Source organism: Enterobacter sp. Cy-643, from assembly GCF_011752815.1.
Lineage (GTDB): Bacteria > Pseudomonadota > Gammaproteobacteria > Enterobacterales > Enterobacteriaceae > Cedecea.
Map to the genome: position 1 here is coordinate 343,788 of NZ_VWWV01000003.1, position 26,545 is coordinate 370,332.

Consider the following 26,545-nt stretch of genomic DNA (forward strand, 5'->3'; position numbering starts at 1 on the left):
TTATGGGAGAGGCGTGACGAGATTAATAGCGGAAGGAAGCCATCGCCGCGACAAGCTGCTGCGACTGCTCTTCAAGCGAATGCGTTGCCGCAGTGGACTGCTCAACTAAAGCCGCGTTCTGCTGTGCCGCCTCATCCATCTGGCTTACCGCAATATTCACCTGCTCAATACCGTGGCTCTGCTCGTTGGACGCGTTGGCAATCTCACGCACCAGTTTGGTCATGCGCATAATTTCTTCGGCGATTTCGTCCATGGTTTCCCCGGCCTGCTGCGCCAGATCGCTACCCTCACCCACGTGCGTTTGCGAATCGGAAATCAAGGTACGGATCTCTTTTGCCGCCTCAGCGCTGCGGCTTGCCAGGGTACGAACTTCACCGGCTACCACGGCGAAACCACGGCCTTGCTCACCCGCGCGGGCGGCTTCCACCGAAGCGTTGAGCGCCAGAATATTGGTCTGGAAAGCGATACCGTCGATGACGCTCAGAATGTCAGCGATACGCCCTGCGCTGCCGGAAATATCACGCATTTTTTCAATCACGTAGCAAACCATTTCGCTGCCGCGGTCGGCCGTATCGGAGACGACTTTCGCCAGCTTGTGCGCCTGCTCGGCGTTATCGGCGTTTTGCTTCACCGTCGCGGTAATTTGTTCCATGCTGGCCGCCGTTTCCTCCAGCGAGGTCGCCGTGGACTCCGTACGCTGGGAAAGATTGAGGTTGCCGGCCGCCAGTTCACGGCTGCCGGTATCAATCTGGGAAGAGGCATCCCGCACGCGGCTGACCGACTCCACTAGCGAGGTTCTCATCGCCACAATCGCGCTGGCAAGGCGGCCAAATTCGTTATTGCCCGTTTGCGGGAGCGGTTGAGTCAGGTCGCCATCCGCCACAAACTCCAGCTGATGAATGGCTTCATCCAACGGTTTCAGCAGCAGGTGACGCAGCGCCAGCCAGACCAGCACAATGATCGCAGCGGTCAGCAGTGCAGCAAGAATAATAAAGCCCAGAACGATTGTCTTGTGCAGCTGAACGGCAGCCACTTCACTGTTTCCGCGCGTTTCCCCCCAGCGCTGGAAAGCCTGCACGTCAGTATCAAACTTCAGCCCCAGCGGGATCAGGCTTTTTTCCAACAGGTCGTAATAGTCGTCCGGGCTTTGCTTTTGCAGCGCAGCTAACATCGGCGTTATGCCCTGCGTCTGATAGGTGCCAAAGCTTTGCGCCAGGCCTGCAAGCAGAGCGTTGCCCTGGTCGTCATTCACGCCGCTGTCGATGACGGACTTCAGGTTTTTCTGCGCCAGCCCAACTTCACCCACGATCTTCTGCGTGGCTTTTGTCGCGTCGTCCAGCATGCCAATTTCCATCTGGCGTACCGCCTGGCTTGCCTCGTTTCTGGCGCGAAGCAGCAGAATATAGCCATCGCTAATACGCACCATTTGCTCACCCTGCAGGCGGTTGATGCGCTCAAGAGAAGTGGAACTTTGCTGCAGGGCATAAATGCCGATGCCGCTTACAACCAACAGCAAGAACGTCATAACCGCTAACAGCGTCAGCAGCCCCGTGCGAATCGACAAATTTCTCAACATGCTTAATTCCCGGTTTAACGATGGCTCATGAATAAAGTAGTGAGCGTGTTATCGGCAATTTTCGGAAAATGTTTAATCAATTTGCGTTATTTACGTTCGTTAAGTGCTTGTTGCCATGATGTTTAGCTCAATTATGACAATGAAATGACTCAAGATTTGAGTAGCCTGAAGCGGGGCATTTGACCCGCCGGGAGATTCGCGGTCAAAAAACAGCAAAAGACATTTAACCGCAGTTGGCTATAATATCGGGCACTTGAAATACACCAGGTTAAAGGAAACAGACATGAGCTTACTCAACGTCCCTGCGGGTAAAGATCTGCCGGAAGACATCTACGTTGTTATCGAAATCCCTGCTAACGCCGATCCAATCAAATACGAAGTAGACAAAGAGAGCGGCGCGCTGTTTGTTGACCGTTTCATGTCTACCGCGATGTTCTACCCGTGCAACTACGGCTACATCAACCACACTCTGTCTCTGGACGGTGACCCGGTTGACGTGCTGGTCCCAACGCCATACCCGCTGGAGCCAGGTAGCGTGATTCGCTGCCGTCCAGTTGGCGTGCTGAAAATGACCGACGAGTCTGGCGAAGATGCAAAACTGGTTGCGGTCCCGCACACCAAGCTGAGCAAAGAGTACGATCACATCAAAGATGTGAACGATCTGCCAGAACTGCTGAAAGCGCAGATCACTCACTTCTTCGAGCACTACAAAGATCTCGAGAAAGGCAAATGGGTGAAAGTTGACGGCTGGGATAACGCCGAAGCCGCTAAAGCTGAAATCATCGCTTCTTTCGAACGCGCTGCTAAGAAGTAAGTTAGCCCGCCTGAAAGAAAAAACACCGCCCAAGGGCGGTGTTTTTGTTTCTGCCGCCCACCTCATCAGGCAGACAGGCAAAAAACGGCCACGTGTTGGCGAGGCCGCTTAGGTGTGATTAATACTTTTCTCGATCCAGCCAGTTCCCGCTGTCGATACGGGTTAACCCCTCGACAGGACGCTGATAAACATACATCCACGCACCGCCGTAAGGGGTCTGAATCAGCTGACGGCTGTACTCTCCCCCTTTGGTGCGAAGCGCGTCCAGCTCAGAAAGCGTAGAGGCGTCTATCCGGTAAACTTCGCCGGAAACCACGCCATCACCCGGCACGGCGCCTGGATAATGCCCAAGGCTATACAACACGTAGTTTTCCTGCGTGTGGTCGCCCAGCCACTGGGCGTTGGTCATCCAGTGGCTGTTGCCTTGTTTGCGTCGTAAACTGCCGTAAACAAATATTCGCATTGCTAAAACTCAAACTGATAGAGCAAATCTAGTGCCTGATCTACGCCAGACACCGCTTCCAGATACAGCTTAGGCATCAGACGATAACGTAACGTTAACGTCGCCAGAGAGTCAAAAATACCTACGCCATATTTAACCTGTAGACCCGGCAGTACATAGCCGCTAACCACCACCTGAGAAGAATCACCCACTCCCGCAGTGTCGAGCGCCAGATTGCTTACGCCAAACGTCTCGCCGATTTTACCCACAACCTGACCACTTTGTGCAACCCCCAGACCTACAAGCATTGACGTCATCGCGTCGCCGTCGTTGCCGGAAGTATCTAAACCCTGGCCGCGAAGCAGGTAGGATAAGGCTTCCTGCTGGGACATCGCCGGGTCAGAGAATATTTCAGCTTTTGGCTCATCTGCCGGACCCGTCACACGCACACCGGCCGTGACGCTGTTTTCGGTCGAGTCCGGGTTACGAATGGCTTCGATATTCAGGTACGGGTTGTCCGGCGGGCCGGAGAACAGCAGCTCGCCTTTGCGGACGATAAGATCCTGGCCGTAAGCGTGGAAGCGGCCCTGAGGAATGTTTATCTGACCGTTGAGGCCGAGTCCCTGCTTGTCCTGCACCATTTTCAGATCGCCGGTCAGGCGCGCTTTCAGGCCGAAAGCGTCCAGCCGCACGTTGTTGCCGACGTGAATCGTCAGATTGCTGTTGATCGGGATCCCGGCGGATTTAGGATTAACCGGCTTCAGATCTTTATCCAGCATCACTTCATCGCTGGAGACGCCCACGGCGCTGTCCGGCACGTCATGCACCACGATACGCGCCCACGGCACATCAACGTTACCGTTGAGAGTAAACAGGCTTGGCGTGGCCACAAATTCAATATCCGGGGAAACGTCCAGGCGCACCATCGGCGGCACGGTAATGCGCACTTTGCTGCCCTTCGCGGCTATGCGCGCCCGCCAGTTGTCGATTTGCGTCCAGTCGGCATCACCGCTTAACACAATCTGCCCCTGCTTCGTGCGTACCACGCCCTGCAGCGTGGAGTTCATCCCGTTGAAGTTCATGGCAATCTGGCTCGGCTGCATATCGAACGGCATAAAGTTGCCTTCGACATCCACACCATTAAGCTGCATTTGCCCGAACATCTGCGGCCGTTCAAGGTTGCCGCCGAGGCGTAAGTTCGCGTTCAGCGTACCGTCCGCCTTTTCACCTTTCGAGAAGATAGCGTTGGCAATCGCCAGGGAGAAGTTGCGAATATTGACGTTGCCGCCAAGGTTACGCCGCCCCTGTGGATCGGTGATTTGAACCTGGCCGTCAAATTGCCCGTTATTCGCCACCTTCACCAGCCAGCCAAGCTGGGCGCGGTTATTCTTTAGTTCCGCATTGAGGTTCAGCGTATCAAAGGCGACCGGCAACGTATTGCCGTTCACCACCTGCGCCACTTTCACGCCGCGCCCGCTGAGCGTCACCTGGCCCTGCGGCAGGCCACCAGCTTCGCTGTCCCAGCTCACGTCGGCCTTGCCGGTAAATACGCCGCTGGCCTGGGTATCCGCCGGCATTACCGGTTTCAGCATGGCAAGATCGAAGCGGTTGAGGTTCACCAGCGCCCGGCCTTTCGCCCCGGCGTCGATAGTTTGCGGCACGCAAAGCTCGGCGTTCGGGTTTACCCAGCAATGCGGGCCAATGGCGATTTTCTGTTCTTTATTGCGGAAGTCCAGCGTTAGCTCGCGGTTGAGCGCCCACGGTCCTACCGGCGTATCAAAGCGGGTATCACTTAGCTTGCCGCGCCAGCGCTCTTCGTTGCGGTCGAAGCTGCCGCTCAAGTTAAGGCGCCCGGAAACGGGGTCACCCTGAATACGCAGTTGCAGCTGATGCTGCTTCTCATCGCCTTTCGCGTCCAGCGTGACGAGATCTACTTTCACGCCCGGCTGAGCAACACGTTCTACGCGCAGGTTGAGGTTCCCCGCAATTTGGTCGCTCGATTTCACATCGCCTTTCAGCAGAACACGGGCAATCGTCAACTCCTGCCAGCGCAGGCCGTTTGCCGTCAGGTCAGCCAGCAATTGCGGCGCTTTCACGTCGCCACGAACCTTCACGATCCCTTTCGCCGTGCCGCCTAAACCAGGCAAGGCGTTGTCCAGGTTCGGGGCATTAATGTTGGCGTCGAGGTTTAGCGCTTTCTCACCCAGCTCCCCTTTGACATCCACGGTATTGCGACCCAATTCAAGATGCAGACCCGGCACCTTCCACTGCATATAGCTGTTGCCCTGCAGCATGCCCTCCACATTGACCTTGTTCTGTTTCACGTTGCCGGCAAGCTTCAGCGCGGGAATATCCAACTGCCAGCTGCCGCCATACAGGCTTCCCCGGGTTTTGATCTTACCGTCCAGCTTCGCGGGCCAGTCCGGGAACTGCTTCGCGGTGTTGATTCCGGCCAGCGTTAGTTCACCCTGCCAGCTGATGGCTTTGCTCCAGTCCACCAGCGCTTTCAGATCCGTATTCCCCTGCAGCGCGGCCACGCGCAGCTTATCGAGGCTAAACTGCTGTTCGTTGCCTTTGCCGTCCAGCGTGATGGTGGCAGGTGGAACCTGATCCCCCTTCACCGCGGTGCTAAAGGTCAGCTTGTAGTCGGTCATTTTACCGGTCAGACGCAGTTTAAGATCGTCGGCCTGGTACTGCTTCTCGCCGGTCAGCGGCCAGGCAAGCTGCTTGCTGTCCAATTCAACGCTGAGCGGCAGCCCGGCTTCGGCCAGGCGGGTTTTGGCCTTCAACTGCATCCCCACCGGCCCCGAAAGGTTGACGCCCACGTTCAGTTCGTCGCGCAGGGCGCCGCCCACGGTCATCTTCACCTTTTCGCCTTTCAGCGGATCGATGTTCAGCGTGCTATTGAGCGTTAAGTCAACCGGCCAGTTGTCGCGTAGCTGCGCGCTGCCGGTGGCGTTCACCAGCCCCTGAGAGGAGTCCACATCCAGCGCATCCAGTTTGAGATTGCCGTCAATGCTGCTCACTTTCAGCAACAGCGAGTTGACCATCAAATCCGTATCGCCGGTCAGACGCAGACGCGCGCCGCGAAATTCCTGAATATTCAGATTTACCGGCAAATTAACGTCGGTCATTTCAGGCAACAGCGGCTTCTCAAACAATTGCTTCAGCGTTTCGCCGAGCGGCGCTTCTTCCGGCTGAGGATGTTGAATTTTCGGCTCGACAATCTCTTCTTTTGCCACCTGCGCGGCTTTTGGCAACGCAATCAGCAAACCTTCCAGCGATGTCGGGGTCAGCGTCAGGTTGCGCTGCTCCCAGGTCAGGCCACTGGAGAAATCCATCACCGAAACGGTGGTGTCGTCGATTTTTACATTGACGTTGTTCAACGCCACGCGGCTCAGGGTAATCGGGTACGGCGTGGAGAGATTTAGCGGGCCGCTGTCCTCTTCCTGTACCGGGGCAGACGGCGGCATTTTTTTCGTGTCGACCGCAACATCCACATCTTTCAGCGAGAAGTCATTCACGCACAGGCTGCTGTGCCACAGGCAGTTAAGCTTCACGGCAAGGTGAACTTCGCCCGCACGCACCGCGACGCCGGGCTGCTCATAACGCAGGTTCTTTAACGTCAGATTACGCCAGCCGCCGTCAACCTGAGCAATATTCAGCCCCGGCACCCAGCGATTAGCGCCTTTAAACAGCAAATGCAGGCCCGGCGTTGTCCCGACCAGGAAACCGACTGCGGCGATCAGCAGCACAATCACAGCCAGCACCGCGAGGCTTATTTTTTTCCAGCGACTCATAGTTCAGGCCCCAAACCGATGTAAAACTGTAAACCGTGCTCTTCCTTGTCACCCACCGGAACCGCGAAGTCGAGCTTGATAGGCCCAACCGGGGACTGCCAGCGCACGCCAACGCCCGCGCCGGTCTTGAAGTTGCTGCGTTTGATGTCGTTCACCGCTTCACCGGAGTCAACGAACGCCGCCCCCCACCATTTGCCGGTCACGTTGTACTGGTACTCCAGCGAGCCCGTCGCCAGTTTGGAGGCCCCCGTTAACTTGCCGTTGCTGTCCTCCGGCGAGATTGACTTGTATTTATAGCCGCGAATACTGCGGTCACCCCCGGCGAAGAAACGCAGATCCGGCGGCACTTTTTTAAAGTCGTTGGTTTCGATCCACCCTACATTGCCGCGTACCACAAAACGGTGCTTTTCATACAGCGAACGGATCCAAACGTTTTGTGCCTGGAACACGCCGAAATCGACGCCAGAACCCCAGGCTGTATTAGAGACATCTATCGAGTAGCGCTGCGAATCGCCCCACGTGGGCATCAGGCCGCCGCGTGAGCGAGTGCGGTTCAGGCTGACGCCAGGGTAAAGCAGCATGGTCGTGTTGGTGACATCTGCCTGGGTAAAGTGGTCGAGGCTCCAGCGCAGGTTAACGGCACGCTGCCAGCCGCTCGACATATCCCAATAGCGCGACAGCGCCACGGTAGTAGAGTCCGATTTAGTGTCGTTGAGGTCGGTTCGCTTAAAACCGCCCTGCACCAGGTAATACTGCTCCAGCGGGCTTTTTAACAGCGGCACTTTGTAGCTGAAGTCGAGCGTTTGCTCGGGGCCGGAAAGGCTGGTGCTGGTTGTCAGGCTATGCCCGTAGGAGTTCATCCACGGTTTTTTCCAGCTGGCCTTCACGCGCGGCCCTACGTCCGTGGAGTAGCCCACCCCGGTTTCAATGGTGTTTTCGGTGCGTGGTGTCACTACGCCCTGCAGCGGCAGCACTTTGGTCTGGCGTGATTTTTCAAACTCGGGTGCCACCACAACGGAGTTAAACCAGCCGGTGGCCGACAGGCGGCGGTTCAGCTCTGCCAGATCGCTTGACTGGTAATAATCCCCCTGCTTAAAGGGCACAAGGTTTTGCAAATACTCTTCGCGAATCTGTGAGCCCTGAAAGGTCACCGCGCCAAAGCGGTAGCGCTCGCCGCTGTCATAGTCGATATCCCAGAACGCCTGATGTCTGTCCAGAGAAACGCCCAGTTGGCTTTTGCGGAAATCACTGTCGAAGTAGCCCTTACGCAGCGCAATACTGGAGAGGCTTTTTTTGAAATTATCGTAGTCAGCGTGATCGAGCACGGTGCCAATTTTTGGCCGCTTGGGCAGCAATGCCAGATAGTCTTTATCCGTTCGTGCACCGCCGCGCAAAATCACATCAGTGCCGCCGATTAACACGGGCTGCCCGGCGTCAACTTGTGCCAGCAAAACCTGACGCCCCCCGTTCTGCGGAGGTGGTTTAAGCGTGAAATTGATGGTGGGCTCGTAGTAGCCCAACGCCTTTAGCCCTGCGCGAATGGCGTCGTCGACGCGTGCCTGGAAGCGACGATCCGGCGTCACTTCATCGCTTTGGATGGTTGAAAGCTGAGCGCGGACGTTTTTTTGCAGTTCGCCGCTGAGTCCCTCAACCTGCAAACGCACGCTCGCGGCGTTAGCCCATGCGCTCGCCACACACAGGCTTGTAATACATAAAGTACGGATTACTGGCACGTTTTCTCCTGAATATCCTTGTTCCCACCCCTGGAAGGAAACGTCATTCCCGCTCCGCGGATTAACAAAACCCTAACATCGAGGGTTGAAAATAACTCACTAGCCTAAATCTTTCTTATATGTAATGTAGTCTGTAACTCGGATGTATTGTCTGCAATTGCAGGTCTGATGACAACCGCTCGCTTTTTTGCCGATTTTCGGGAGATCCAACACCATGTCATTCTTCGACAAAACTCACAATGTGACGCAGGCCGATGCTCTGCCAGGCCGCAACACGCCGATGCCGGTCGCCACGCTTCACGCGGTTAACGAACACTCGATGACAAATGTACCAGACGGGATGGAAATCGCGCTGTTTGCGATGGGATGTTTTTGGGGCGTAGAGCGCCTGTATTGGGAGATCCCTGGCGTTTACAGTACGGCAGCCGGCTACAGCGGCGGCTACACGCCAAACCCAACCTATCGCGAAGTCTGCAGTGGCCAGACCGGCCATGCTGAAGCGGTGCGCGTGGTTTATGATCCGAAAGTCGTGAGCTACGAGCAGCTTTTACAGGTGTTTTGGGAAAACCACGACCCGGCTCAGGGAATGCGTCAGGGTGGCGACGTCGGCACTCAGTACCGCTCCGCCATTTACCCGCTCACGCCGGAACAGGACAAAGCTGCCCGCGCCAGCCTTGAACGTTTCCAGGCCGCGATGAATGCCGCAGGCGATAAACGTCAGGTCACCACTGAAATCGCCAACGCCGGTCCGTTCTATTATGCGGAAGACGACCACCAGCAGTATCTGTACAAGAATCCGTACGGCTACTGCGGCATTGGCGGCATCGGCGTTTGTTTGCCGCCTCAGTAAACGTCCCCTGAAAGCCAGTCATCGACTGGCTTTTTCTTTAGCATAGTTAACCAAAGCCAACCCACGCTTTCTGATTATTCACATCCAGCGTCGCGGAAGTATGTCCATTTCCGAGGCTTGCCATGCTGATGTTATTCGCCACCCCATGCTTGTTCAGCGCCGTCAGCATCGCCCGCACGTTACCCGCCGATCCCTGATCGTTAGCCCCGACCAAGAACACCTCCGTTTTACGCGCTGACGGATGCAAATGCCGGGACAACATATCTTCCAGAGGGATCCCTCCTGAGCCACTGCGCTGTGGGTTATCCATATGCAGCGCCAGGCTTTTCCCATCCTGAACAATCATCGCCGCCAGACAAGGTGCCAGGTCGGTGGTGAATAAGGCCGTTTTCTGCCGGGGAGGCTGATGAATCACCTGCGCGCGGTTATTGCCCTGGGCAAAAAACTGCAGTTTGTACCCTTCATCCGCAAAACGTTCATGCGAGCGACGAAACGGTACGCCCTGGTTGTGCTGATTCATCGCCAGTTGCAGCGTTTGCAGGGAGCCCAACTGTAAAAGCGCTTTGGCCGGAAAGGTCTGCAGCGGGTTGCCGGACAAATTCAAATGTTTAAGGTGCGTCAGCGCGCCCAGGGAGTCAGGTAGCGCCGTCAGACCTCGCTCGCTCAGATCTAATGTTTCCCCACGGCACTGAAAGTTATTCATTATTTCGCTACACGCCGCCGCTCTGGCTTTGCCTTCTTCCGCTGTAGGAGCCGCAGCGGTCCAATTCTTGAGATCGCCGTGTAAATCACTCGCGTGCAGGCCAGAGGAAGCGGCCTTCACCGCTGCCGTTGAGGATGTGGTGGAGAATGGTGGCAGACCTGAAGGTCGCGCTGCCGTAGAATTAATATGCATAATCAGGCTCCGAAAATAGACTGCCTGTGTGTGGACGTAACTCCCCCATCGGTTCCTTTACACCTGCTGCTCTGCGGCATTAAGGGAAGTTGCTGGCTGGCGATTTAAGGCCGCCTGCAGCTGATGCCCGATCCAGCCTGCCGCCGAGTTCACGGCAGCCGGGACCTTTTCCTGCAGCGTTTGTGTCATTTTGTCCGCCACGGCGTCAGCGAGGATCTCAGCCGCAGGTACGGCGAAGAACACCGGGGCAGAGGCCACGACGTTGGTTGCATGGCTGATGGCGCTCAACGAAGCGGCATTCACTCTGGGGAAGGCGTGGGCGACAGCTGCGCCAATGGCGCTACGCAGGCTAATCACACCGGCAAAGCCCCCGGCCAGCATCGCCGTTTTCCCAAGGCTCGGCGCAGAGAAAACGCTTGCCGTCGCTTTCAGGCTGTCCGTTGCAATATCCAGCGGAAGCTTCGCCACGCGTTGAGCGGCGTTTTTAAGTGTATCGCTCACCACAGACGTATTTTTCAATTCAGTAAATTTCTGCTGCCAGTCGTTGCGCCCCAGCAAATACTCCGGCCCGGTTCGACCCTTGCTTTCGTCCACCGCATGTAAAATGGCGCTCATCGCACCGCCGGCCGCCAGGCCACCCGCTGCGGATAGCCAGGTATCGGCTTCGCCGGCCACTTTCGCCCCGGTAAAATGCGTCAACGTTGCCGCCGTCGCCAGGCGCGCCAGGTTACGTGCCGAATAGGTCTGAATGGCTAATCCAGTTTCTGCCGCCGTCGTGAGCAAGCTCGCTTTTGCCTCTTTTACTGCTTCGCGCATGACCGGATGCAGATCGCTGTCTTTGGCGGACAGCCAGGGATTCGTTGCCGTGGCGCGGTTAAGCAGCGTGGTGCCAATGGTGTCGGCAATGCTGGACTGCAGGCCAGCATGCAGGCCAATTTCCGCCGCAGTGTGGGCAAAAGCGCTCAGCAGCGGAACTTTGTCGTAGGCAACAGACGCGGCGGCAAATGGAATAGCTCGCACAGCACCTCGCGCAACTTGCCCCAGCCTGTCCAGCTGATGGCCTTTCGTCAGCACAGCCTCAATAGACGCTGGCGTTTCCCCCATTCTGTGTAATTCACGGGTTCTCGACTCAATCAGGGCATGCATTTCAGCATGGTTATCGCCGTTAATATGCTTACCAAACAGCGTGCCAAGCTGGTGATGGATAGCGGCTTCATTGGCCGAGCCATAAACGCAGTCGCCCACGAAATGCAGGCTTTCATGCGCGCTTACGGCTGCAGAAGTGGCTACAGATGATTCCGAAGCGATCGACGCCGGTCGCTGACCGCCGTGTTCCGGTAAGGGAGGAAGTTCTGCCGCATGCCTGTGCGCGGAAGTAACGGAATTGACCATGTGAACGCTCTCCTGATAGTGGGCTAACCGGTCAGGTGAGTGGCAAAAAGAGAAGAAAAGTTCCGGGGATAGAAAGAAGAAAAGCAGCGAATACAATGCGCCAAACGCTAAGCGCATTCATCAAAAAACACATCAACAAAAACGCGGATTACCGTCGGTTAAATTACGGCCTCTGGTAGCACATCCCATCCTTACGCTATACTACTCCTTGAATTTGCTGGCTCGTTCACAAAAGCGGCCAGCATTTCTTGTGTTTGACCCCTGAGATTTATCCACTTTTCCCTTCCGAGGACCTGGCCACAACAGCCAGATAAATTATGTTAAACAGTATTTTGATAATACTTATCCTTATTGCTATTAGTGCCTTTTTCTCAATCTCTGAGATCTCGCTTGCCGCCTCTCGTAAAATCAAACTTAAGCTGCTGGCTGATGAAGGCAACATCAATGCCCAGCGCGTGCTGAAGATGCAGGAAACGCCGGGCACCTTCTTTACCGTGGTGCAAATTGGCCTTAACGCCGTGGCGATTCTCGGCGGTATCGTCGGAGATGCGGCCTTCTCCCCGGCGTTTAAAACGCTGCTGGAGCGCTTCCTGTCGCCGGAACTGGCCGATCAGCTTAGCTTTATCCTGTCGTTCACCCTTGTGACCAGTCTGTTTATTCTGTTTGCTGACCTTACGCCGAAACGCATCGGTATGATTGCGCCTGAAACGGTCGCTCTGCGTATTATCAACCCGATGCGCTTCTGTCTGTTTGTTTTCAAACCGTTGGTGTGGTTCTTCAACGGCCTGGCTAACATTATTTTCCGCATCTTCAAGCTGCCGATGGTGCGTAAAGACGACATTACTTCCGATGACGTTTACGCAGTATTTGAAGCCGGTGCGCTGGCGGGTGTGCTGCGTAAGCAGGAACACGAACTGATTGAAAACGTCTTTGAGCTGGAATCGCGTACCGTGCCGTCTTCTATGACCTCGCGCGAAAACGTGATTTGGTTCGATCTGCATGCCGACGAGCAAAGCCTGAAGTCCACCATCGCCGAACATCCGCATTCTAAGTTCCTGGTGTGTAACGGCGATATCGACCACGTCGTTGGCTATGTGGATTCCAAGGAGCTGCTGAACCGCGTGCTGGGTAACCAAAGCATGGCGCTGAACAGCGGTGTGCATCTGCGTAACGCCCTGATTGTGCCGGATACCCTGACGCTCTCCGAAGCGCTGGAAAGCTTTAAAACCGCCGGGGAAGACTTCGCGGTTATCATGAACGAATACGCGCTGGTGGTGGGTATTATTACCCTGAACGACGTAATGACGACGCTGATGGGCGACCTGGTCGGCCAGGGGATGGAAGAGCAAATCGTTGCCCGCGATGAAAACTCATGGCTGGTGGAAGGCGGCACGCCGATTGACGACGTGATGCGCGTGCTGGATATCGACGAGTTCCCGCAGTCCGGTAACTACGAAACCATCGGCGGGTTCATGATGTTTATGCTGCGCAAGATCCCGAAACGCACCGACTCGGTGAAATTCTCCGGCTACAAGTTCGAGGTGGTGGATATCGATAACTACCGCATCGACCAGCTGCTGGTGACGCGTATCGACAATAAGCCTGTGGCGCTGTCGCCAAAGCTGCCTGATGGCGAAGAGCCTCAGGAGCAGTAAGCAGGCTCTACAAACACTAACGGCCCCTTCGGGGCCGCTTCAGGCAACGAGCAGCAGAACCAGAAAGAAGCATTCTCAGCCGCAGTTTCTACATAAACCAGGAAAACCAATGCATTGGTTTTCGGCTGATAGCCACAAAGAGGGAAAAACCACGCTTTTTCCCTCTTTGTCTATAAACACTAACGGCCCCTTCGGGGCCGTTTTTTTTACAACTTTTGGGCCTAGCCCATATCCGCCTGTAAGCGCATCACCTGGCGGTTAACCTCGGACATGACCGAGTAGTGCTGCTTATCCTTAACTTTCGGGACAAGGATTTTGCCCTTATCAAATTCGAAAGCGCCAACGTCCTTGATATACAACCGTCCACGGAACAGGATCTTCACGTACTTCGCCACCTGAAGGGGGTTGTAACGTTGGAAAATTTTCATTGTTCTTTACTCCTGCATGTTAACGCCTCTGCGAGCTACATTTGGCCCGACAAAATGAGGCGAAAAAGTTTGGTGCTCGAAAACTATAGTCCAGATATCGAAGGTCACCTAGTGTGTAGAAGTTTTTTTACTAAAAGATTACAAAGTTGCAGAACAATATTTTTAAATGTAAAAAACGGCAGCGTAAGCCTTCAAATTTCAGGGTTATGTGCGTCAGCCCGCAAACTGGCACTTTGCTTGCGGGACAGATGCTTATTCAACACATATGCTTAAAACATCTGCCCAAGTGGTCGGATCACCTGCTAACAACAATAAGGAGTCACCGATGACCCTGCGCAAAACGCTGGCGCTGTCTCTTCTGCTGCTGCCGCTCGTGGCCTCAGCCCATAACTTTGAAAATAATCAGCGCGTTTCCCCTATTGGCATTACCGATAAGGGCGAGCTGGTGCTGGATAACAATAAGTTTAGTTATAAAAACTGGAATAGCGCGCAGCTGCCTGGCAAAGTGAGAGTCCTGCAGCATATTGCCGGCCGTTCGAGCGCCAAAGAAGAAAATGCAGCCATGGTCGAAGCCATCAAGGCCGCAAAATTCCCGCATGATAAGTACCAGACCACCACCATTGTGAACACCGACGACGCCATTGTGGGCACCAGCATGTTCGTGCGCAGCAGCATCGAAAGTAATAAGAAAGAGTTTCCGTGGTCGCAGTTTATCGTCGACAGTAATGGCGTAGCGGCGAAAGCGTGGCAGCTGCAACAGGGCGGCTCAGCAATCGTGGTGCTGGATAAAGAAGGCAGGATCCAGTTCGCCAAAGATGGTCCGTTAACCCAGCAGGAAGTGCAGCAGGTAATTAGCCTGCTGCAAGGGTTACTCAGTAAATAGACACGCGGAAGCCGGGGTTCAGGAACGACTCGCGCGGGGTATAGTCCAGCGGCTTGCCCTGCCAGTCATGAACGTGCGCCCCGGCGGCGGCCGCCACGGCGTGCCCTGCTGCGGTGTCCCAGATATTGGTTGGCCCAAAGCGAGGATAGAGCTGGGCCTGACCGTCTGCCACCAGGCAGAACTTCAGGGACGATCCTATCGCCGTGGTCTGGTGTTCGCCCATCTGCTGGAGATACTCTTTCAGCTCGCTATCGTTGGCAGCATGAGACCGGCTGACCACTACGCGCGGTGGACGGGCATCCCGCACATGAATCTGGTTGCGGACGCCACACTCTTCTTTCCAGGCCTTCCCTTCTGCGGCGCTGTACATAATCTTCAGGACCGGCGCGTAGACAACGCCCATCACCGCTTTCCCGTCTTCAATAAGCGCAACATTCACGGTGAACTCGCCGTTGCGCTTCAGGAATTCTTTTGTGCCGTCCAGCGGATCGACCAGCCAGTAGCGCAGCCAGCTTTGGCGGGTATCCCATGACTGGGGATCTTCTTCTGACAGCACAGGGATATCCGGCGTCAACGCTTTCAGCCCTTTCAGAATAATGTCGTGGGCGGCAAGATCCGCCGCCGTTACCGGAGAGTCATCAAGCTTATGCGTCGCCTGAAGCGGTTTCTCTCCCTCATAAACCTGCATGATAGCGGCCCCGGCCTCGCGGGCCAGCTGGCAAATTTGTTCTAACATTCTCCACCTCGTGTTGTGTCTCTGTGCTACATCGAGCGAATAACTTATTGTTTTACTTATATCTCATTGCACCACGATGCGCTATCTGTGAAGCATTTCTGGTTTACCGGACTTAAATTCTGGCAGACTTCACAAAATTGTAAGCAACAGTGTGTATATACATTGCCCTTTGTGGCGTACCTCTAAAAAGGACATTTAAACATGATTAAGTTTAGCGCAACGCTTCTGGCGACGCTGATAGCCGCCAGCGTCAATGCGGCCACCGTTGACCTGCGGATCATGGAAACGACCGATCTGCACAGCAACATGATGGACTTCGATTACTACAAAGATACGCCGACAGAGAAGTTCGGTCTGGTACGCACCGCAAGTTTGATCAATGCCGCGCGCGGTGAAGTCACCAACAGCGTGCTGGTGGATAACGGCGATATTATTCAGGGCAGCCCGCTGGGCGATTACGCGGCCGCAAAAGGGCTTAAAGCCGGGGAAATTCATCCGGTTTATAAAGCGCTGAATACGCTCGACTATACGGTCGGCAACCTGGGCAACCACGAATTCAACTACGGCCTCGACTTCCTGCACAAAGCCCTCGCTGGCGCGAAATTCCCGTACGTGAACGCCAATATCATCGACGTGAAAACCCAGAAGCCCATGTTCACGCCGTACCTGATTAAAGAAACCGAAGTTAAAGATAAAGACGGCAAAACCCAAACGCTGCGCATTGGCTACATCGGCTTTGTCCCCCCGCAAATCATGACCTGGGATAAAGCCAACCTGAGCGGCAAAGTGACGGTGAACGACATTACCGAAACCGCCAAAAAATACGTGCCGGAAATGCGCCAACAGGGCGCTGATGTCGTCGTCGTGATTGCCCACTCGGGGCTGTCCAGCGAGCCTTATCAGGCAATGGCCGAAAACTCCGTTTATTACCTCAGCCAGGTGCCAGGCGTGGACGCCATTATGTTCGGCCATGCCCACGCCGTATTCCCTGGGAAAGATTTTGCCAATATTAAAGGGGCTGATATCGAAAAAGGCACCCTGAACGGTGTGCCTGCCGTGATGCCGGGCATGTGGGGCGACCACCTCGGCGTGGTGGATCTGGTGCTGAACAACGATTCCGGCAGCTGGAAGGTCACCAGCAGCAAGGCGGAAGCGCGGCCAATTTATGACAGCGTAGCCAAAAAATCGCTGGCGGCAGAAGATCAGAACCTGAAGAAAGTGCTTGAGCACGATCACAGCGCAACCCGCGAGTTTGTCAGCAAGCCGGTGGGTAAATCGGCGGACAACATGTACAGCTATCTGGCGCTGGTGCAGGACGATCCTACCGTTCAGGTGGTGAATAACGCGCAGAAGGCCTACGTCGAGAAATACATTCAGGGCGATCCAGACCTTGCGAATCTGCCGGTGCTTTCCGCCGCCGCGCCGTTCAAAGTGGGCGGGCGTAAAAACGATCCGGCCAGCTTTGTTGAAGTTGAAAAAGGCCAGCTGACCTTCCGCAACGCCGCCGATCTCTACCTTTACCCGAACACGCTGGTGGTGGTGAAAGCGACCGGGAAAGAAGTTAAAGAGTGGCTGGAGTGTTCCGCCGGGCAGTTCAACCAGATCGACGTGAACAGCACTAAGCCTCAGGAACTGATCAACTGGGACGGCTTCCGTACCTACAACTTCGACGTCATCGACGGCGTGAACTACCAGATAGACGTCAGCCAGCCGGCTCGCTACGACGGTGAATGCCAGATGGTGAACCCGAAGGCCGAGCGCATCAAAGACCTCACCTTCAAAGGCAAACCTATCGACCCGAATGCCGTCTTCCTAGTGGCGACCAATAACTATCGCGCTTACGGCGGCAAGTTTGCCGGCACCGGCGACAGCCACATCGCGTTTGCTTCCCCGGATGAGAACCGCTCGGTGCTGGCAAACTGGATCGGTGCTCAGGGTGAGATTCATCCTGCGGCAGACAACAACTGGCGTCTGGCGCCAATAGCCAGCAAGCAGCCGCTGGACATCCGCTTTGAAACCTCGCCGACCGACAAAGCCGCCGCCTTTATCAAAGAAAAAGGCCAATACCCAATGAAAAAAGTCGCTAACGACGATATTGGTTTTGCCGTCTATCAGCTTGATTTAAGCAAGTAAGTCTTTCAGGCGTCCCGTTTCTCGCGGGACGCCATCACCTGCGGTAAATTCTCTTCAATCCAGTCCGCCAGCGCGGCGACTTTATCGGCGATTTCGTGGCCCATCGGCGTCAGCGTGTACTCCACATGCGGTGGCACAACGGGGTAAGATTTGCGATCCACAAAGCCGTCCGCCTCCAGCCACTGCAGCGTCTGCGCCAGCATTTTTTCGCTCACGCCGCCCATCTTGCGCCTTAAATCGCTAAAACGATGAGTGCCGTCCTGTAATGCCACTAAAATTAAGACACCCCAGCGGCTGGTCACGTGTTTCAGCACATCCCGCGAGGGGCACTTGTCGCTAAACAGATTGCCGTTGCGCAGCTGCTCGCTCAGCGTCATGGGCGTTTCGATGATTTCACTCATTTGACACTTACCTTTTTGTACGTACTTACTAAAAGTTAGTTAGGGTGCTAGTGTGGCACAACTTGCTCGAAACATCACTCAGGAGATTGATCATGATTGCGATTACCGGCGCATCCGGCCAGTTGGGCCGCCTTGTTATTGAAGATTTATTGAAAACGGTGAAAGCCGAAGAGATCGTGGCCGTTGTGCGTAACCCGGCCAAAGTTGACGATTTTGCCAGCCGTGGCGTGCAGGTTCGCGAGGCGGATTACGGCGATGTCTCTGCGCTGGCAAAAGCATTCTCCGGCGTGGAAAAAGTGCTGCTGATTTCCTCCAGCGAGGTTGGCCAGCGTGCAGTCCAGCACAGCAATATTATTGCCGCAGCTAAACAGGCAGGCGTGAAACTCATCGCCTATACCAGCCTGCTGCATGCCGACAAATCGCCGCTGGCCCTCGCCGAAGAGCACATTGTCACGGAGCAACAGCTCAAAGCCTCCGGCGTTCCGTTCGTGCTGCTGCGTAACGGCTGGTATACCGAAAACTACCTGGCCAGCGTGCCGCCTGCGATTCAGCACGGCGTGTTTATCGGCAGCGCCGGGGAAGGCAAAATCGCCTCTGCAACGCGGGCTGATTACGCGGCAGCGGCTGCTAAAGTGCTGACGCTGGATAACCAGTCAGGCAAAGTTTATGAGCTGGCGGGAGATCGCGGCTGGACGCTGACCGAACTGGCGGCGGAAGTGAGCCAGCAAAGCGGCAAACCCGTGGTTTATCAAAACCTGAACGAGGCCGATTTTAAAGCTGCACTTCAGGGAGCTGGCCTGCCGGAAGGCTTTGCCGCGCTGCTGGCAAACTCCGATGCTGGAGCGGAAAAAGGTGGTCTTTTTGACGACAGCCACCAGCTCAGCAAACTGATCGGTCGCCCAACCACATCGCTTCGCGACAGCGTGAAAAGCGCCCTTTAATTGTTAAAAGCTGGTTAACAACTAGCCCTGCACGCGGACATCTCTATAATAACGGGAGAGTCCGCGTGGAGAGAAAGCGTGCAGGGAGTTCCCGAGCAGTTCAGCGATGAGAAAGACAGCGCCCAGTTCCGGCATTTGCCGCAATTGCCGGGCGTTGAGCTTTATCACGCCCATATTGCGAAGTACGCCTTTGAGCCACACACCCACGAAGCCTTCGGTATCGGGGCCATCACCTGGGGCGCAGAGCGCTTTCGTTACCGGGGCGAACAGCTGGTTGCCCCCACGGACTCGCTGGTGCTAATGAACCCGGAAGAGCTGCATACTGGCGAAGCCGCCAGCGAAGACGGCTGGCAGTACCGCATGATTTACCTGGATCCTAACCTGCTGGAGTCGCTGACCGGGGAGAGAAGCTGGTGGTTTAACGCCGCCGTGAATCACGATCCCGTTCGTGCCCGCCAGGTTTCGCAGTTTATCGCTGGCCTTTGGCAGGCCGAGGATACGCTCACTCAACAGGGACTGCTGCTGAACCTCGTCGAGGCGTTTCGCCCCTATGCTCGCCATCTTCCTGGGATCCACGAGGCGGCAAACCGCTTCGCCCTCGTTCGCGAATACCTTTACGATAACTATATGCACACCATCACCCTTGAAGATTTAGCGGGGCTGGTGTCCCTTAGCCCTTACCATTTCCAGCGGCAGTTCAAAGCCTGCTACCACGTCACCCCACACCAGATGCTAATGGCGATTCGCCTGTGGCACGCCAAACAGTTTCTCACTCACGGCATGCCTGCTGCCCAGGTTGCTGCCGCCAGCGGCCTGACGGACCAGGCCCACCTGACCCGCGCCTTTGCCCAGCGCTATGGCATTACTCCCGTACGTTACCAAAAGCAGGTCAGCCGCTAACAAGACAGCAACCTGGTACAATACGCCTCAGCACGATCCCCCTACACTGCGCTAAATTGTGTTGTTGCAGGAAATAAAGATGTTAAGTGGTGTGATGTACGCCCTGCTGGCGGGGCTGATGTGGGGATTAATTTTTGTGGGGCCAATTATCGTCCCGGACTATCCGGCTGCCCTGCAGTCGACCGGGCGCTATCTCGCCCTTGGGCTGATTGCGATGCCCATTGCCTGGCTTGGGCGCAAGCGCCTGCGCGAGCTGAGCCGCCGGGACTGGTTTACCGCCCTGAAGCTCTCGAGCGTCGGAAACCTGATTTATTACGTCTGCCTGGCGAGCGCCATTCAGCGTACCGGGGCGCCTATCGCGACGATGATCATCGGCACGTTGCCGGTGGTGATCCCCATTTTTGCTAACCTGCTATACAGCAAAAGAGACGGCAAGCTGCCGTGGCGACGCCTTGCCCCGGCGCTGGTGGTGATTGCCGCCGGATTAATTATGGTGAATACCGCCGAGATCCGCGGCGAGCAGGGCGATTTCAGCTGGTGGCGCTACATCAGCGGTATTCTGCTGGCGTTTGTTTCGGTGGCCTGCTGGGCCTGGTATGCCCTGCGCAATGCCCGCTGGCTTCGGGAGAACCCGGATAAGAACCCGATGATGTGGGCCACGGTTCAGGGGCTTTCCACGCTGCCCTTCTCGCTTATCGGCTATACCGCCGTGTGCATTTGGATGGGCAGTCATAATGCTGGCTTTACCCTGCCCTTCGGCCCGCGCCCCGAAGTGTTTATTACATTGATGCTGGCGATCGCCATTCTTTGCTCGTGGCTGGGAAATCTGTGCTGGAACATCGCCTGCCAGCGTCTGCCGACGGTGATTGTCGGCCCGTTGATTGTCTTTGAGATTTTAGCCGGTCTGGCGTACAACTTCATGATTCGGCAAAGCTGGCCGCCGCTGCTGACGCTCTGTGGGGTCCTATGCCTTACGATTGGCGTAGTGCTGTCGGTGCGATCCAAACCGGAGAAAGCAACGGTGGTTCAGGTTTCCTAGGCATAAAAAAGCCGGGATTTACCCCGGCCTTAAGAAGAAGATCCCGGCTAAATATCGCCGGGATTTTTTAGAAGGTTTCCCAGTTCGCATCCGAAACCGGCATCACCTGTTTGGTTTTTAATTGCGGCGTTTTTACATGTGCAGCTTTTACGAGACTCGGCGCACGACGGCTGATTTTAAACACCGCTACCGCTTCATTAAGGCGCGAGGCCTGCTCTTCAAGCGCAGCCGCTGCGGCCGCGGACTCTTCGACCAGCGAGGCATTCTGCTGGGTTACGCGGTCCATCTCCGCCACAGCCTGCCCAACCTGGTCGATCCCCCGGCTTTGCTCGTCCGACGCGGACGCAATTTCACCCATAATATCGGTAACCCGGGTTACGGCGCTGACGATTTCCGCCATCGTTTTACCGGCTTCATTCACCAGATCTGAGCCTGCGTTAACGCGCTCGCCGGAATCATCGATCAGCGCTTTAATCTCTTTTGCTGCCTGGGCGCTGCGCTGGGCAAGCGTACGCACTTCACCCGCTACCACGGCAAACCCGCGACCTTGCTCACCCGCTCTTGCCGCTTCTACCGCTGCGTTAAGCGCCAGGATATTGGTCTGGAAGGCAATGCCGTCAATCACGCTGGTAATTTGGGCGATTTTGCTTGAGCTGGTGGCAATTTCATCCATTGTCCGCACCACGCCTTCCACCACGTTGCCGCCTTTTTTCGCGGTCGTGGAAGCGTCCAGAGCAAGACGAGAAGCCTGCCGTGCGTTGTCGGCGTTTTGCTTCACCGTCGCCGTCAGCTGTTCCATGCTGGCCGCCGTTTCTTCCAGCGAAGCCGCCTGCTGTTCGGTACGGGAAGAGAGATCGTTGCTGCCGGCAGAGATTTCACCGGCGCCGGTATAAATGGTGTCGGCCCCATCGCGCACTACGCTGACGGTATTTGCCAGGGCGGTTTGCATCTCTTTCACGCTATTCGCCAGCAGGGCCATTTCGTTTTTGCCTTCGGCCTCAATAGGCCGGGTCAGGTCACCTGCGGCAATGGCACGAATATGATCCATCACTTCACGCAGCGGCATCAGCAGGACGCGACGCATCGCGACCCAGCTCACCACAATCACGCCGATGACGCCAAGCATGACGATGCTAAGGATCCATAAAATCCGCTGGTAGTCGGCCTGATTATCGCGCACGCCCTGGCTGGACAGCTCGGCCTGTTCATCGCGCCATTCGCGGTAGACCTTCTGCATCGCCACCTGCTTTTGTTCCGCATTTTGCTTGAACATTTGCTCGAGGTTGCCTTCGGCCAGGAAGGTGTTCATTTTGGCAAGCGTAGAAGCATAGTTATGGTATTGCGCTTCCAGCTCATCGCTCAGATGAGGCCGCAGCCCAGGGGTATCGGGTAATGCCTGGTACTTTTCGAAATGGCTTTGCGCTTCCGCCAGCAGTGAATTAGCCGTGGCGACTAACTCCTGGAGCTGCCCGCCGTTGATCTGATTTGCCATGCTGCCCTGAATACGCAGCATGCCGCGGTTCAGCGTGACGCGAGCCTGGTTGAGGCCGATCCAGGCATCGGTAAATTCAGCCACGTTCTGGCTGGAGAGTTGGGAGACGGTGAAGTTGTTCTTATCGTTATTGAGGGCATTGATGAAAACCGTGGCTGACAGCAGCTGCATGAGCCCCAGCACAATCAACACGGTAACCAGTAAGGTGATAACTTTCATTCTTTTAAACATGTATAGCCTTTTCTTATGCAGATATTGTCCGACGTCTAACTATCGGCAGTACCTCCTGGTTATTTATGCTTCGTCCCTCAATAAACCACCATTTTTGGGGATTTTTTGTAATCATTCAGTATGTTAAGTGGAAAACATTTTTTGTGATCCACATCTCGCTATGATCGCTGCCCCGAAAGGGTTATAGTGCCCACATAAAGATGCATTTAAAATACATCTTATATTTCATGATGAGGAATCAAGCTATGGCCTACCGCGATCAACCTTTAGGTGAACTGGCGCTGACTATTCCACGCGCTTCCGCGCTGTTTCGTAAACTGGATTTGGATTTTTGCTGCGGCGGGAAACAGACGCTGCTGCGGGCGGCAACGCGCAAGGAGCTGGATCTCGAAAAGATTGAAGCTCAGTTGGCCGCATTAGCTGAACAACCCATAGAGAAAGACTGGCGCGCTGCGCCGCTGGCAGAAATCATCGACCACATTATTGTGCGCTTCCACGACCGCCACCGTGAGCAGCTGCCGGAGCTGATTCTGCAGGCAACCAAAGTCGAGCGCGTCCATGCCGATAAGCCCAACGTGCCGAAAGGGCTGGCGAAATACCTCACCATGCTGCATCAGGAACTGAGCAGCCACATGATGAAAGAGGAACAAATCCTGTTCCCGATGATTAAACAAGGCATAGGCACTCAGGCCGGCGGCCCGATTAGCGTGATGGAAAGCGAGCATGTTGATGCGGGCGAACTGCTGGAAGTGATTAAGCACACCACCAATAACGTCACGCCTCCGCCGGAAGCCTGCACGACGTGGAAAGCGATGTATAACGGGATTAATGAACTGATTGAAGACTTGATGAACCACATCAGTCTGGAGAATAACGTCCTGTTTCCACGCGCGTTGAGCGGGGAAAAATAAGCACTTCACCTAACAAAAAGCCCTCTCCCGGAAAAGGAGAGGGCTTTTTTAGCGCTTATCCAAAACCGACTACTTGCCGATATTTGCCAGGCGTTTTTTGCCCACGAACAGCCAGCCAGCCCCCAGCACAATGAACCACAGCGGCGTCACGATCAGCGCCTGACGGGTATCATCTTCCAGCGTCAGCAGGACAATCACAAAGACGAAGAACGCCATGCACACCCAGCACATCAGCTTGCCCAGCGGCATCTTATAGATGGACTTCTCGTGCAGATGAGGACGCTGTTTGCGGTACACCAGGTACGAACAAAGAATGATGGTCCAGACGAACATGAACAGAATCGCAGAAACCGTGGTGATCATAGTAAAAGCCGCAATCACGTTCGGATTTACGTAAAGCATCACCACACCGCCCAGCAGACAGATACAGGAGAAGGTTAGCCCTTTCGCCGGTACCGCACGTTTGGAAAGCTTAGCGAATGCTTTAGGCGCCACGCCGTCCTGCGCTAGGCCGAACAGCATACGGCTGGTAGAGAACACGCCGCTGTTCGCGGAGGAAGCCGCAGAAGTCAGCACCACAAAGTTGATGATACTCGCCGCAGCCGGCAGGCCGACCAGCATGAAGAGCTCAACGAACGGGCTCTTGTTCGGCACCACGGAGCTCCACGGCGTCACCGACATGATGATGATCAGCGAGAAGACGTAGAACATAATGATGCGCACAGGGATCGAGTTAATCGCCCGCGGCAGTGATTTTTCAGGATCTTTGGTTTCCGCGGCCGTGGTGCCCACCAGCTCAATACCTACGAAAGCAAAGACCGCTATCTGGAACCCGGCAAAGAAGCCGCTGATGCCTTTCGGGAACCAGCCGCCGTCGTTCCAGAGGTTGTTGAAGGAGGCTTCAACGCCGGACGGAGAATGGAAGCTGGTTAACACCATCACCAGCCCGATGACGATCAGCGCGACGATGGCGACGATTTTGATCATCGCGAACCAGAACTCCATCTCACCGAACATTTTCACGGTGGCCAGGTTCAGGCTCAGCAGCACCAGCACAACGGCCAGCGAGGCGACCCAGTCGGAAAGCCCGGGGAACCAGAACTGGGCGTAGGCGGTTATCGCCACGACGTCCGCCATCCCGGTCACCACCCAGCAGAACCAGTATGTCCAACCGGTGAAATATCCCGCCCACGGCCCCAGCAAATCTGCGGCAAAATCGCTGAACGATTTATATTCCAGATTCGATAGCAGCAGCTCGCCCATCGCACGCATCACGAAGAACAGCATAAAGCCGATGATCATGTAGACGAAGATGATGGACGGCCCCGCAAGGCTGATGGTTTTCCCTGACCCCATAAACAAGCCGGTGCCGATGGCCCCCCCAATGGCAATAAGCTGAATATGGCGGTTTGTTAAATTACGCCGCAGCGACTGCTCGGTCGGCGCCTGAGCGTCGTCCGCGACTTTGACCTGATCTACCATGTTTGTATTTTCCTGTACCTGTCTGTTTTTTCAGGCTCTACTGGCCCGTGAACTGTTTTTACGTGATGTTGTTTTGTGTGATACGAGGTAAGAATCGGTGGGATAAATAATAAGCACAAGGGCAATGTTAATTTTTTGTTTAATTTGAGTGTGAAATCGCATTCACTGCGCGATATAGCTCACAAAAATACCCGTAAAACAGGTTAATGCAAGATAAAATCACGCTAATTTATTATTAGTCGATTAAAAACCCCGCACCAGGCGGGGTTCTGAGCGCTTTACAGAATTTCCAGCAGCTCGACTTCAAACACCAGGGTGCTGAATGGTGGGATAGACGCACCGGCACCGCGCTCGCCGTAGGCGAGGTTGTGTGGAATAGTCAGTTCCCATTTGGAACCTACCGGCATCAGGGTCAGCGCTTCGATCCAGCCAGCAATAACGCCGCTTACCGGGAACTCTGCCGGCTCGCCACGCTGGACTGAGCTGTCGAAAACAGTGCCGTCGATCAGCTTACCGGTGTAATGCACGCGAACGTGATCTTTACGGGCTGGGATTGGGCCAGTGCCCTGAGTGATAACGCGGAACTGCAGGCCAGATTCGGTGCTGCTCACGCCTTCTTTCTCTGCGTTCTCAGCCAGGTATTTTTGGCCTTCTACCGCCAGCTCTTTCTGACGCTCACGACGTACTTCGTCCGCACGTTCATGAACCTCACGCAGAGCGCGGTGTACAACGTCAACAGGAACTGCCGGGGCATTCCCTTCCAGCGCGTCACGAAGACCTGCGACCAGCGCTTCTGGCAGTAAACCTTGCAGGCCTGATTCACTCAGCTGCTGGCCTACCTGTAAACCAATACCGTAACTTGCTTGCGCTTCGACGCTGTCAAAAGAAGGGGTTGTCATGGATTTTCCTTACATGATGTTTAAAAGCAAGCCCGAAGCATAACAGCGTCAATCCGCAGGGTAAATGACAATGGAGGAAAGGTGACAAATGCAAACGAAACGGGAACAATAGCTTAAGCGGACGCAAAACTGCGGTTCACCGTCACGGAAACCGGGATTGCCACAGGCATCAAACAGTTAGCGTTTACACGCTAAATAATTCGAGTTGCAGCCAATACCGGCAGCTTGAAGCAGGACGAGTCTATACTGGAAAGTATTCTTTTGAGGAGGGTTGCCCATGCAATTCGCTGTTAAACCATGGCTTACGCGGATTTGGCATGCACCTGAGCATATCCGCCTGTTGGATCCGTTACCTCCCCTGCACCGCCGAGGCATTATTCTTGGCTTCGCGTGCGTGATTCTCGGCTTTCTCCTGCCAGGGGCAGATAACGATAGTCGCCCGGTCTCACGCGATGCGCAGCTCTCCGTACAATCGCAGTCACCGATGCAGGCAGAGCTGACCCCTTCAACCAATAGCAATGTCCCTGCGACGCCGGTTGAGCCTCCACGCGTGGAGGAGCAAACCCAGGCTCCCGTTTCCCACGACAACAATGATATTGAACAGCAGTGGCGCTCCTATCGCGTAGCGGCCGGCCAGACGATGGCCCAGCTGTTCCGCGATCATAATTTACCGCCAGCGGACGTTTACGCCATGGCGCAGGTAGAAGGTGACAGCAAGCCGCTGAGCAACCTGCAAACCGGGCAAATGGTGCAGATTCGGCAAAACGCCAACGGCGTGGTAACGGGCTTAACCATTGATATCGGCAACGATCAGCAGGTGCTGTTTACCCGCCAGCCGAACGGCAGCTTTATTCGCGCGCAGTAAATATTGCGGCCGCAGAAAAGCAAAACGCCAGCACGAGGCTGGCGTTT

Annotated in this window: 22 protein-coding genes; 10 read left to right on the top strand and 12 right to left on the bottom strand. The window is 55.3% G+C overall.

Annotated elements, in window-relative coordinates:
• Window positions 1–22 precede the first annotated feature (22 nt).
• Window positions 23–1,576, bottom strand: coding sequence for a methyl-accepting chemotaxis protein (locus F3J29_RS14660; RefSeq protein ID WP_166867138.1), 1,554 nt, complete (start codon window positions 1,574–1,576; stop codon window positions 23–25).
• A 283-nt stretch (window positions 1,577–1,859) separates the two neighbouring features.
• On the opposite strand from F3J29_RS14660, the gene ppa reads away from it, so the two are divergent.
• On the top strand, window positions 1,860–2,390 hold the full coding sequence (ppa, locus tag F3J29_RS14665; RefSeq protein WP_008460444.1) for an inorganic diphosphatase: 531 nt from the start codon (window positions 1,860–1,862) through the stop codon (window positions 2,388–2,390).
• A 118-nt stretch (window positions 2,391–2,508) separates the two neighbouring features.
• Here the strand turns inward: ppa and F3J29_RS14670 are convergent, their stop codons facing one another.
• From F3J29_RS14670 to tamA, 3 genes are read right to left on the bottom strand one after another with little or no spacing between them, the layout of a single operon-like run.
• Complete coding sequence (locus F3J29_RS14670) at window positions 2,509–2,853, bottom strand: gamma-glutamylcyclotransferase family protein (protein ID WP_008460443.1); 345 nt, start codon at window positions 2,851–2,853, stop codon at window positions 2,509–2,511.
• Window positions 2,854–2,855: 2 nt separating this feature from the next.
• The gene (gene tamB / locus F3J29_RS14675; RefSeq protein WP_166867140.1) at window positions 2,856–6,632 is read right to left on the bottom strand and encodes an autotransporter assembly complex protein TamB; all 3,777 of its coding nucleotides are present in this window, start codon (window positions 6,630–6,632) and stop codon (window positions 2,856–2,858) included.
• Window positions 6,629–8,365, bottom strand: a complete 1,737-nt coding sequence (gene tamA / locus F3J29_RS14680) for an autotransporter assembly complex protein TamA (RefSeq protein WP_166867142.1) — start codon at window positions 8,363–8,365, stop codon at window positions 6,629–6,631. The genes tamB and tamA overlap by 4 nt, the downstream gene beginning before the upstream one ends.
• Window positions 8,366–8,579: 214 nt before the next feature.
• On the opposite strand from tamA, the gene msrA reads away from it, so the two are divergent.
• Window positions 8,580–9,215, top strand: a complete 636-nt coding sequence (gene msrA, locus F3J29_RS14685; protein ID WP_166867144.1) for a peptide-methionine (S)-S-oxide reductase MsrA — start codon at window positions 8,580–8,582, stop codon at window positions 9,213–9,215.
• 46 nt (window positions 9,216–9,261) lie between these two features.
• Here the strand turns inward: msrA and F3J29_RS14690 are convergent, their stop codons facing one another.
• Both F3J29_RS14690 and F3J29_RS14695 read right to left on the bottom strand, forming a co-directional pair.
• Window positions 9,262–10,110, bottom strand: coding sequence for a leucine-rich repeat domain-containing protein (locus tag F3J29_RS14690; RefSeq protein ID WP_205246788.1), 849 nt, complete (start codon window positions 10,108–10,110; stop codon window positions 9,262–9,264).
• Window positions 10,111–10,167: 57 nt separating this feature from the next.
• Entirely contained in the window at window positions 10,168–11,502 is a 1,335-nt protein-coding gene (locus F3J29_RS14695) for a hypothetical protein (protein ID WP_166867146.1), read from the bottom strand.
• Window positions 11,503–11,819: 317 nt separating this feature from the next.
• On the opposite strand from F3J29_RS14695, the gene paeA reads away from it, so the two are divergent.
• Window positions 11,820–13,157, top strand: coding sequence for a polyamine export protein PaeA (gene paeA / locus F3J29_RS14700; RefSeq protein WP_166867148.1), 1,338 nt, complete (start codon window positions 11,820–11,822; stop codon window positions 13,155–13,157).
• A 221-nt stretch (window positions 13,158–13,378) separates the two neighbouring features.
• Here paeA and F3J29_RS14705 read toward each other — a convergent pair whose 3' ends face one another.
• Window positions 13,379–13,585 carry a DUF1107 domain-containing protein gene (locus F3J29_RS14705; protein WP_008460430.1) on the bottom strand — a complete coding sequence of 69 codons (207 nt, stop codon included), beginning with the start codon at window positions 13,583–13,585 and terminating at the stop codon, window positions 13,379–13,381.
• 325 nt (window positions 13,586–13,910) lie between these two features.
• Between F3J29_RS14705 and F3J29_RS14710 the strand changes: the two genes are divergently transcribed.
• Window positions 13,911–14,468: a YtfJ family protein gene (locus tag F3J29_RS14710; RefSeq protein ID WP_166867149.1), complete on the top strand. Its 558-nt coding sequence runs from the start codon at window positions 13,911–13,913 to the stop codon at window positions 14,466–14,468.
• Here F3J29_RS14710 and cysQ read toward each other — a convergent pair.
• Window positions 14,458–15,204, bottom strand: coding sequence for a 3'(2'),5'-bisphosphate nucleotidase CysQ (gene cysQ / locus F3J29_RS14715; protein WP_166867151.1), 747 nt, complete (start codon window positions 15,202–15,204; stop codon window positions 14,458–14,460). The genes F3J29_RS14710 and cysQ overlap by 11 nt on opposite strands.
• Window positions 15,205–15,405: 201 nt before the next feature.
• Here cysQ and F3J29_RS14720 point away from each other — a divergent pair, with 201 nt between their 5' ends.
• On the top strand, window positions 15,406–17,337 hold the full coding sequence (locus F3J29_RS14720) for a bifunctional 2',3'-cyclic-nucleotide 2'-phosphodiesterase/3'-nucleotidase (RefSeq protein WP_166867153.1): 1,932 nt from the start codon (window positions 15,406–15,408) through the stop codon (window positions 17,335–17,337).
• Window positions 17,338–17,342: 5 nt separating this feature from the next.
• Here the strand turns inward: F3J29_RS14720 and F3J29_RS14725 are convergent, their stop codons facing one another.
• Window positions 17,343–17,738: a winged helix-turn-helix transcriptional regulator gene (locus F3J29_RS14725; RefSeq protein ID WP_166867155.1), complete on the bottom strand. Its 396-nt coding sequence runs from the start codon at window positions 17,736–17,738 to the stop codon at window positions 17,343–17,345.
• A 92-nt stretch (window positions 17,739–17,830) separates the two neighbouring features.
• Between F3J29_RS14725 and F3J29_RS14730 the strand changes: the two genes are divergently transcribed.
• The 3 genes from F3J29_RS14730 to F3J29_RS14740 all read left to right on the top strand — a co-directional run bounded on the left by F3J29_RS14730 (window position 17,831) and on the right by F3J29_RS14740 (window position 20,618).
• Window positions 17,831–18,679: an SDR family oxidoreductase gene (locus F3J29_RS14730; protein ID WP_166867157.1), complete on the top strand. Its 849-nt coding sequence runs from the start codon at window positions 17,831–17,833 to the stop codon at window positions 18,677–18,679.
• Between the two features lie 78 nt (window positions 18,680–18,757).
• On the top strand, window positions 18,758–19,579 hold the full coding sequence (locus F3J29_RS14735; protein ID WP_166867159.1) for an AraC family transcriptional regulator: 822 nt from the start codon (window positions 18,758–18,760) through the stop codon (window positions 19,577–19,579).
• Between the two features lie 79 nt (window positions 19,580–19,658).
• Window positions 19,659–20,618, top strand: coding sequence for a DMT family transporter (locus tag F3J29_RS14740; RefSeq protein WP_166867161.1), 960 nt, complete (start codon window positions 19,659–19,661; stop codon window positions 20,616–20,618).
• Window positions 20,619–20,685: 67 nt separating this feature from the next.
• Here the strand turns inward: F3J29_RS14740 and F3J29_RS14745 are convergent, their stop codons facing one another.
• Window positions 20,686–22,341: a methyl-accepting chemotaxis protein gene (locus F3J29_RS14745; RefSeq protein WP_166867163.1), complete on the bottom strand. Its 1,656-nt coding sequence runs from the start codon at window positions 22,339–22,341 to the stop codon at window positions 20,686–20,688.
• A 245-nt stretch (window positions 22,342–22,586) separates the two neighbouring features.
• On the opposite strand from F3J29_RS14745, the gene ytfE reads away from it, so the two are divergent.
• Window positions 22,587–23,252 (top strand): iron-sulfur cluster repair protein YtfE, encoded by a 666-nt coding sequence (ytfE, locus tag F3J29_RS14750; RefSeq protein ID WP_166867165.1) that lies wholly within the window; start codon window positions 22,587–22,589, stop codon window positions 23,250–23,252.
• Between the two features lie 69 nt (window positions 23,253–23,321).
• Here ytfE and cycA read toward each other — a convergent pair whose 3' ends face one another.
• Window positions 23,322–24,734 (bottom strand): D-serine/D-alanine/glycine transporter, encoded by a 1,413-nt coding sequence (gene cycA / locus F3J29_RS14755; protein ID WP_166867167.1) that lies wholly within the window; start codon window positions 24,732–24,734, stop codon window positions 23,322–23,324.
• A gap of 278 nt (window positions 24,735–25,012) precedes the next feature.
• Window positions 25,013–25,633, bottom strand: coding sequence for a BamJ family beta-barrel-assembly machinery protein (gene bamJ / locus F3J29_RS14760; RefSeq protein WP_008460415.1), 621 nt, complete (start codon window positions 25,631–25,633; stop codon window positions 25,013–25,015).
• A gap of 271 nt (window positions 25,634–25,904) precedes the next feature.
• Between bamJ and F3J29_RS14765 the strand changes: the two genes are divergently transcribed.
• Window positions 25,905–26,498, top strand: a complete 594-nt coding sequence (locus F3J29_RS14765) for an OapA family protein (RefSeq protein ID WP_166867168.1) — start codon at window positions 25,905–25,907, stop codon at window positions 26,496–26,498.
• Window positions 26,499–26,545 lie beyond the last annotated feature (47 nt).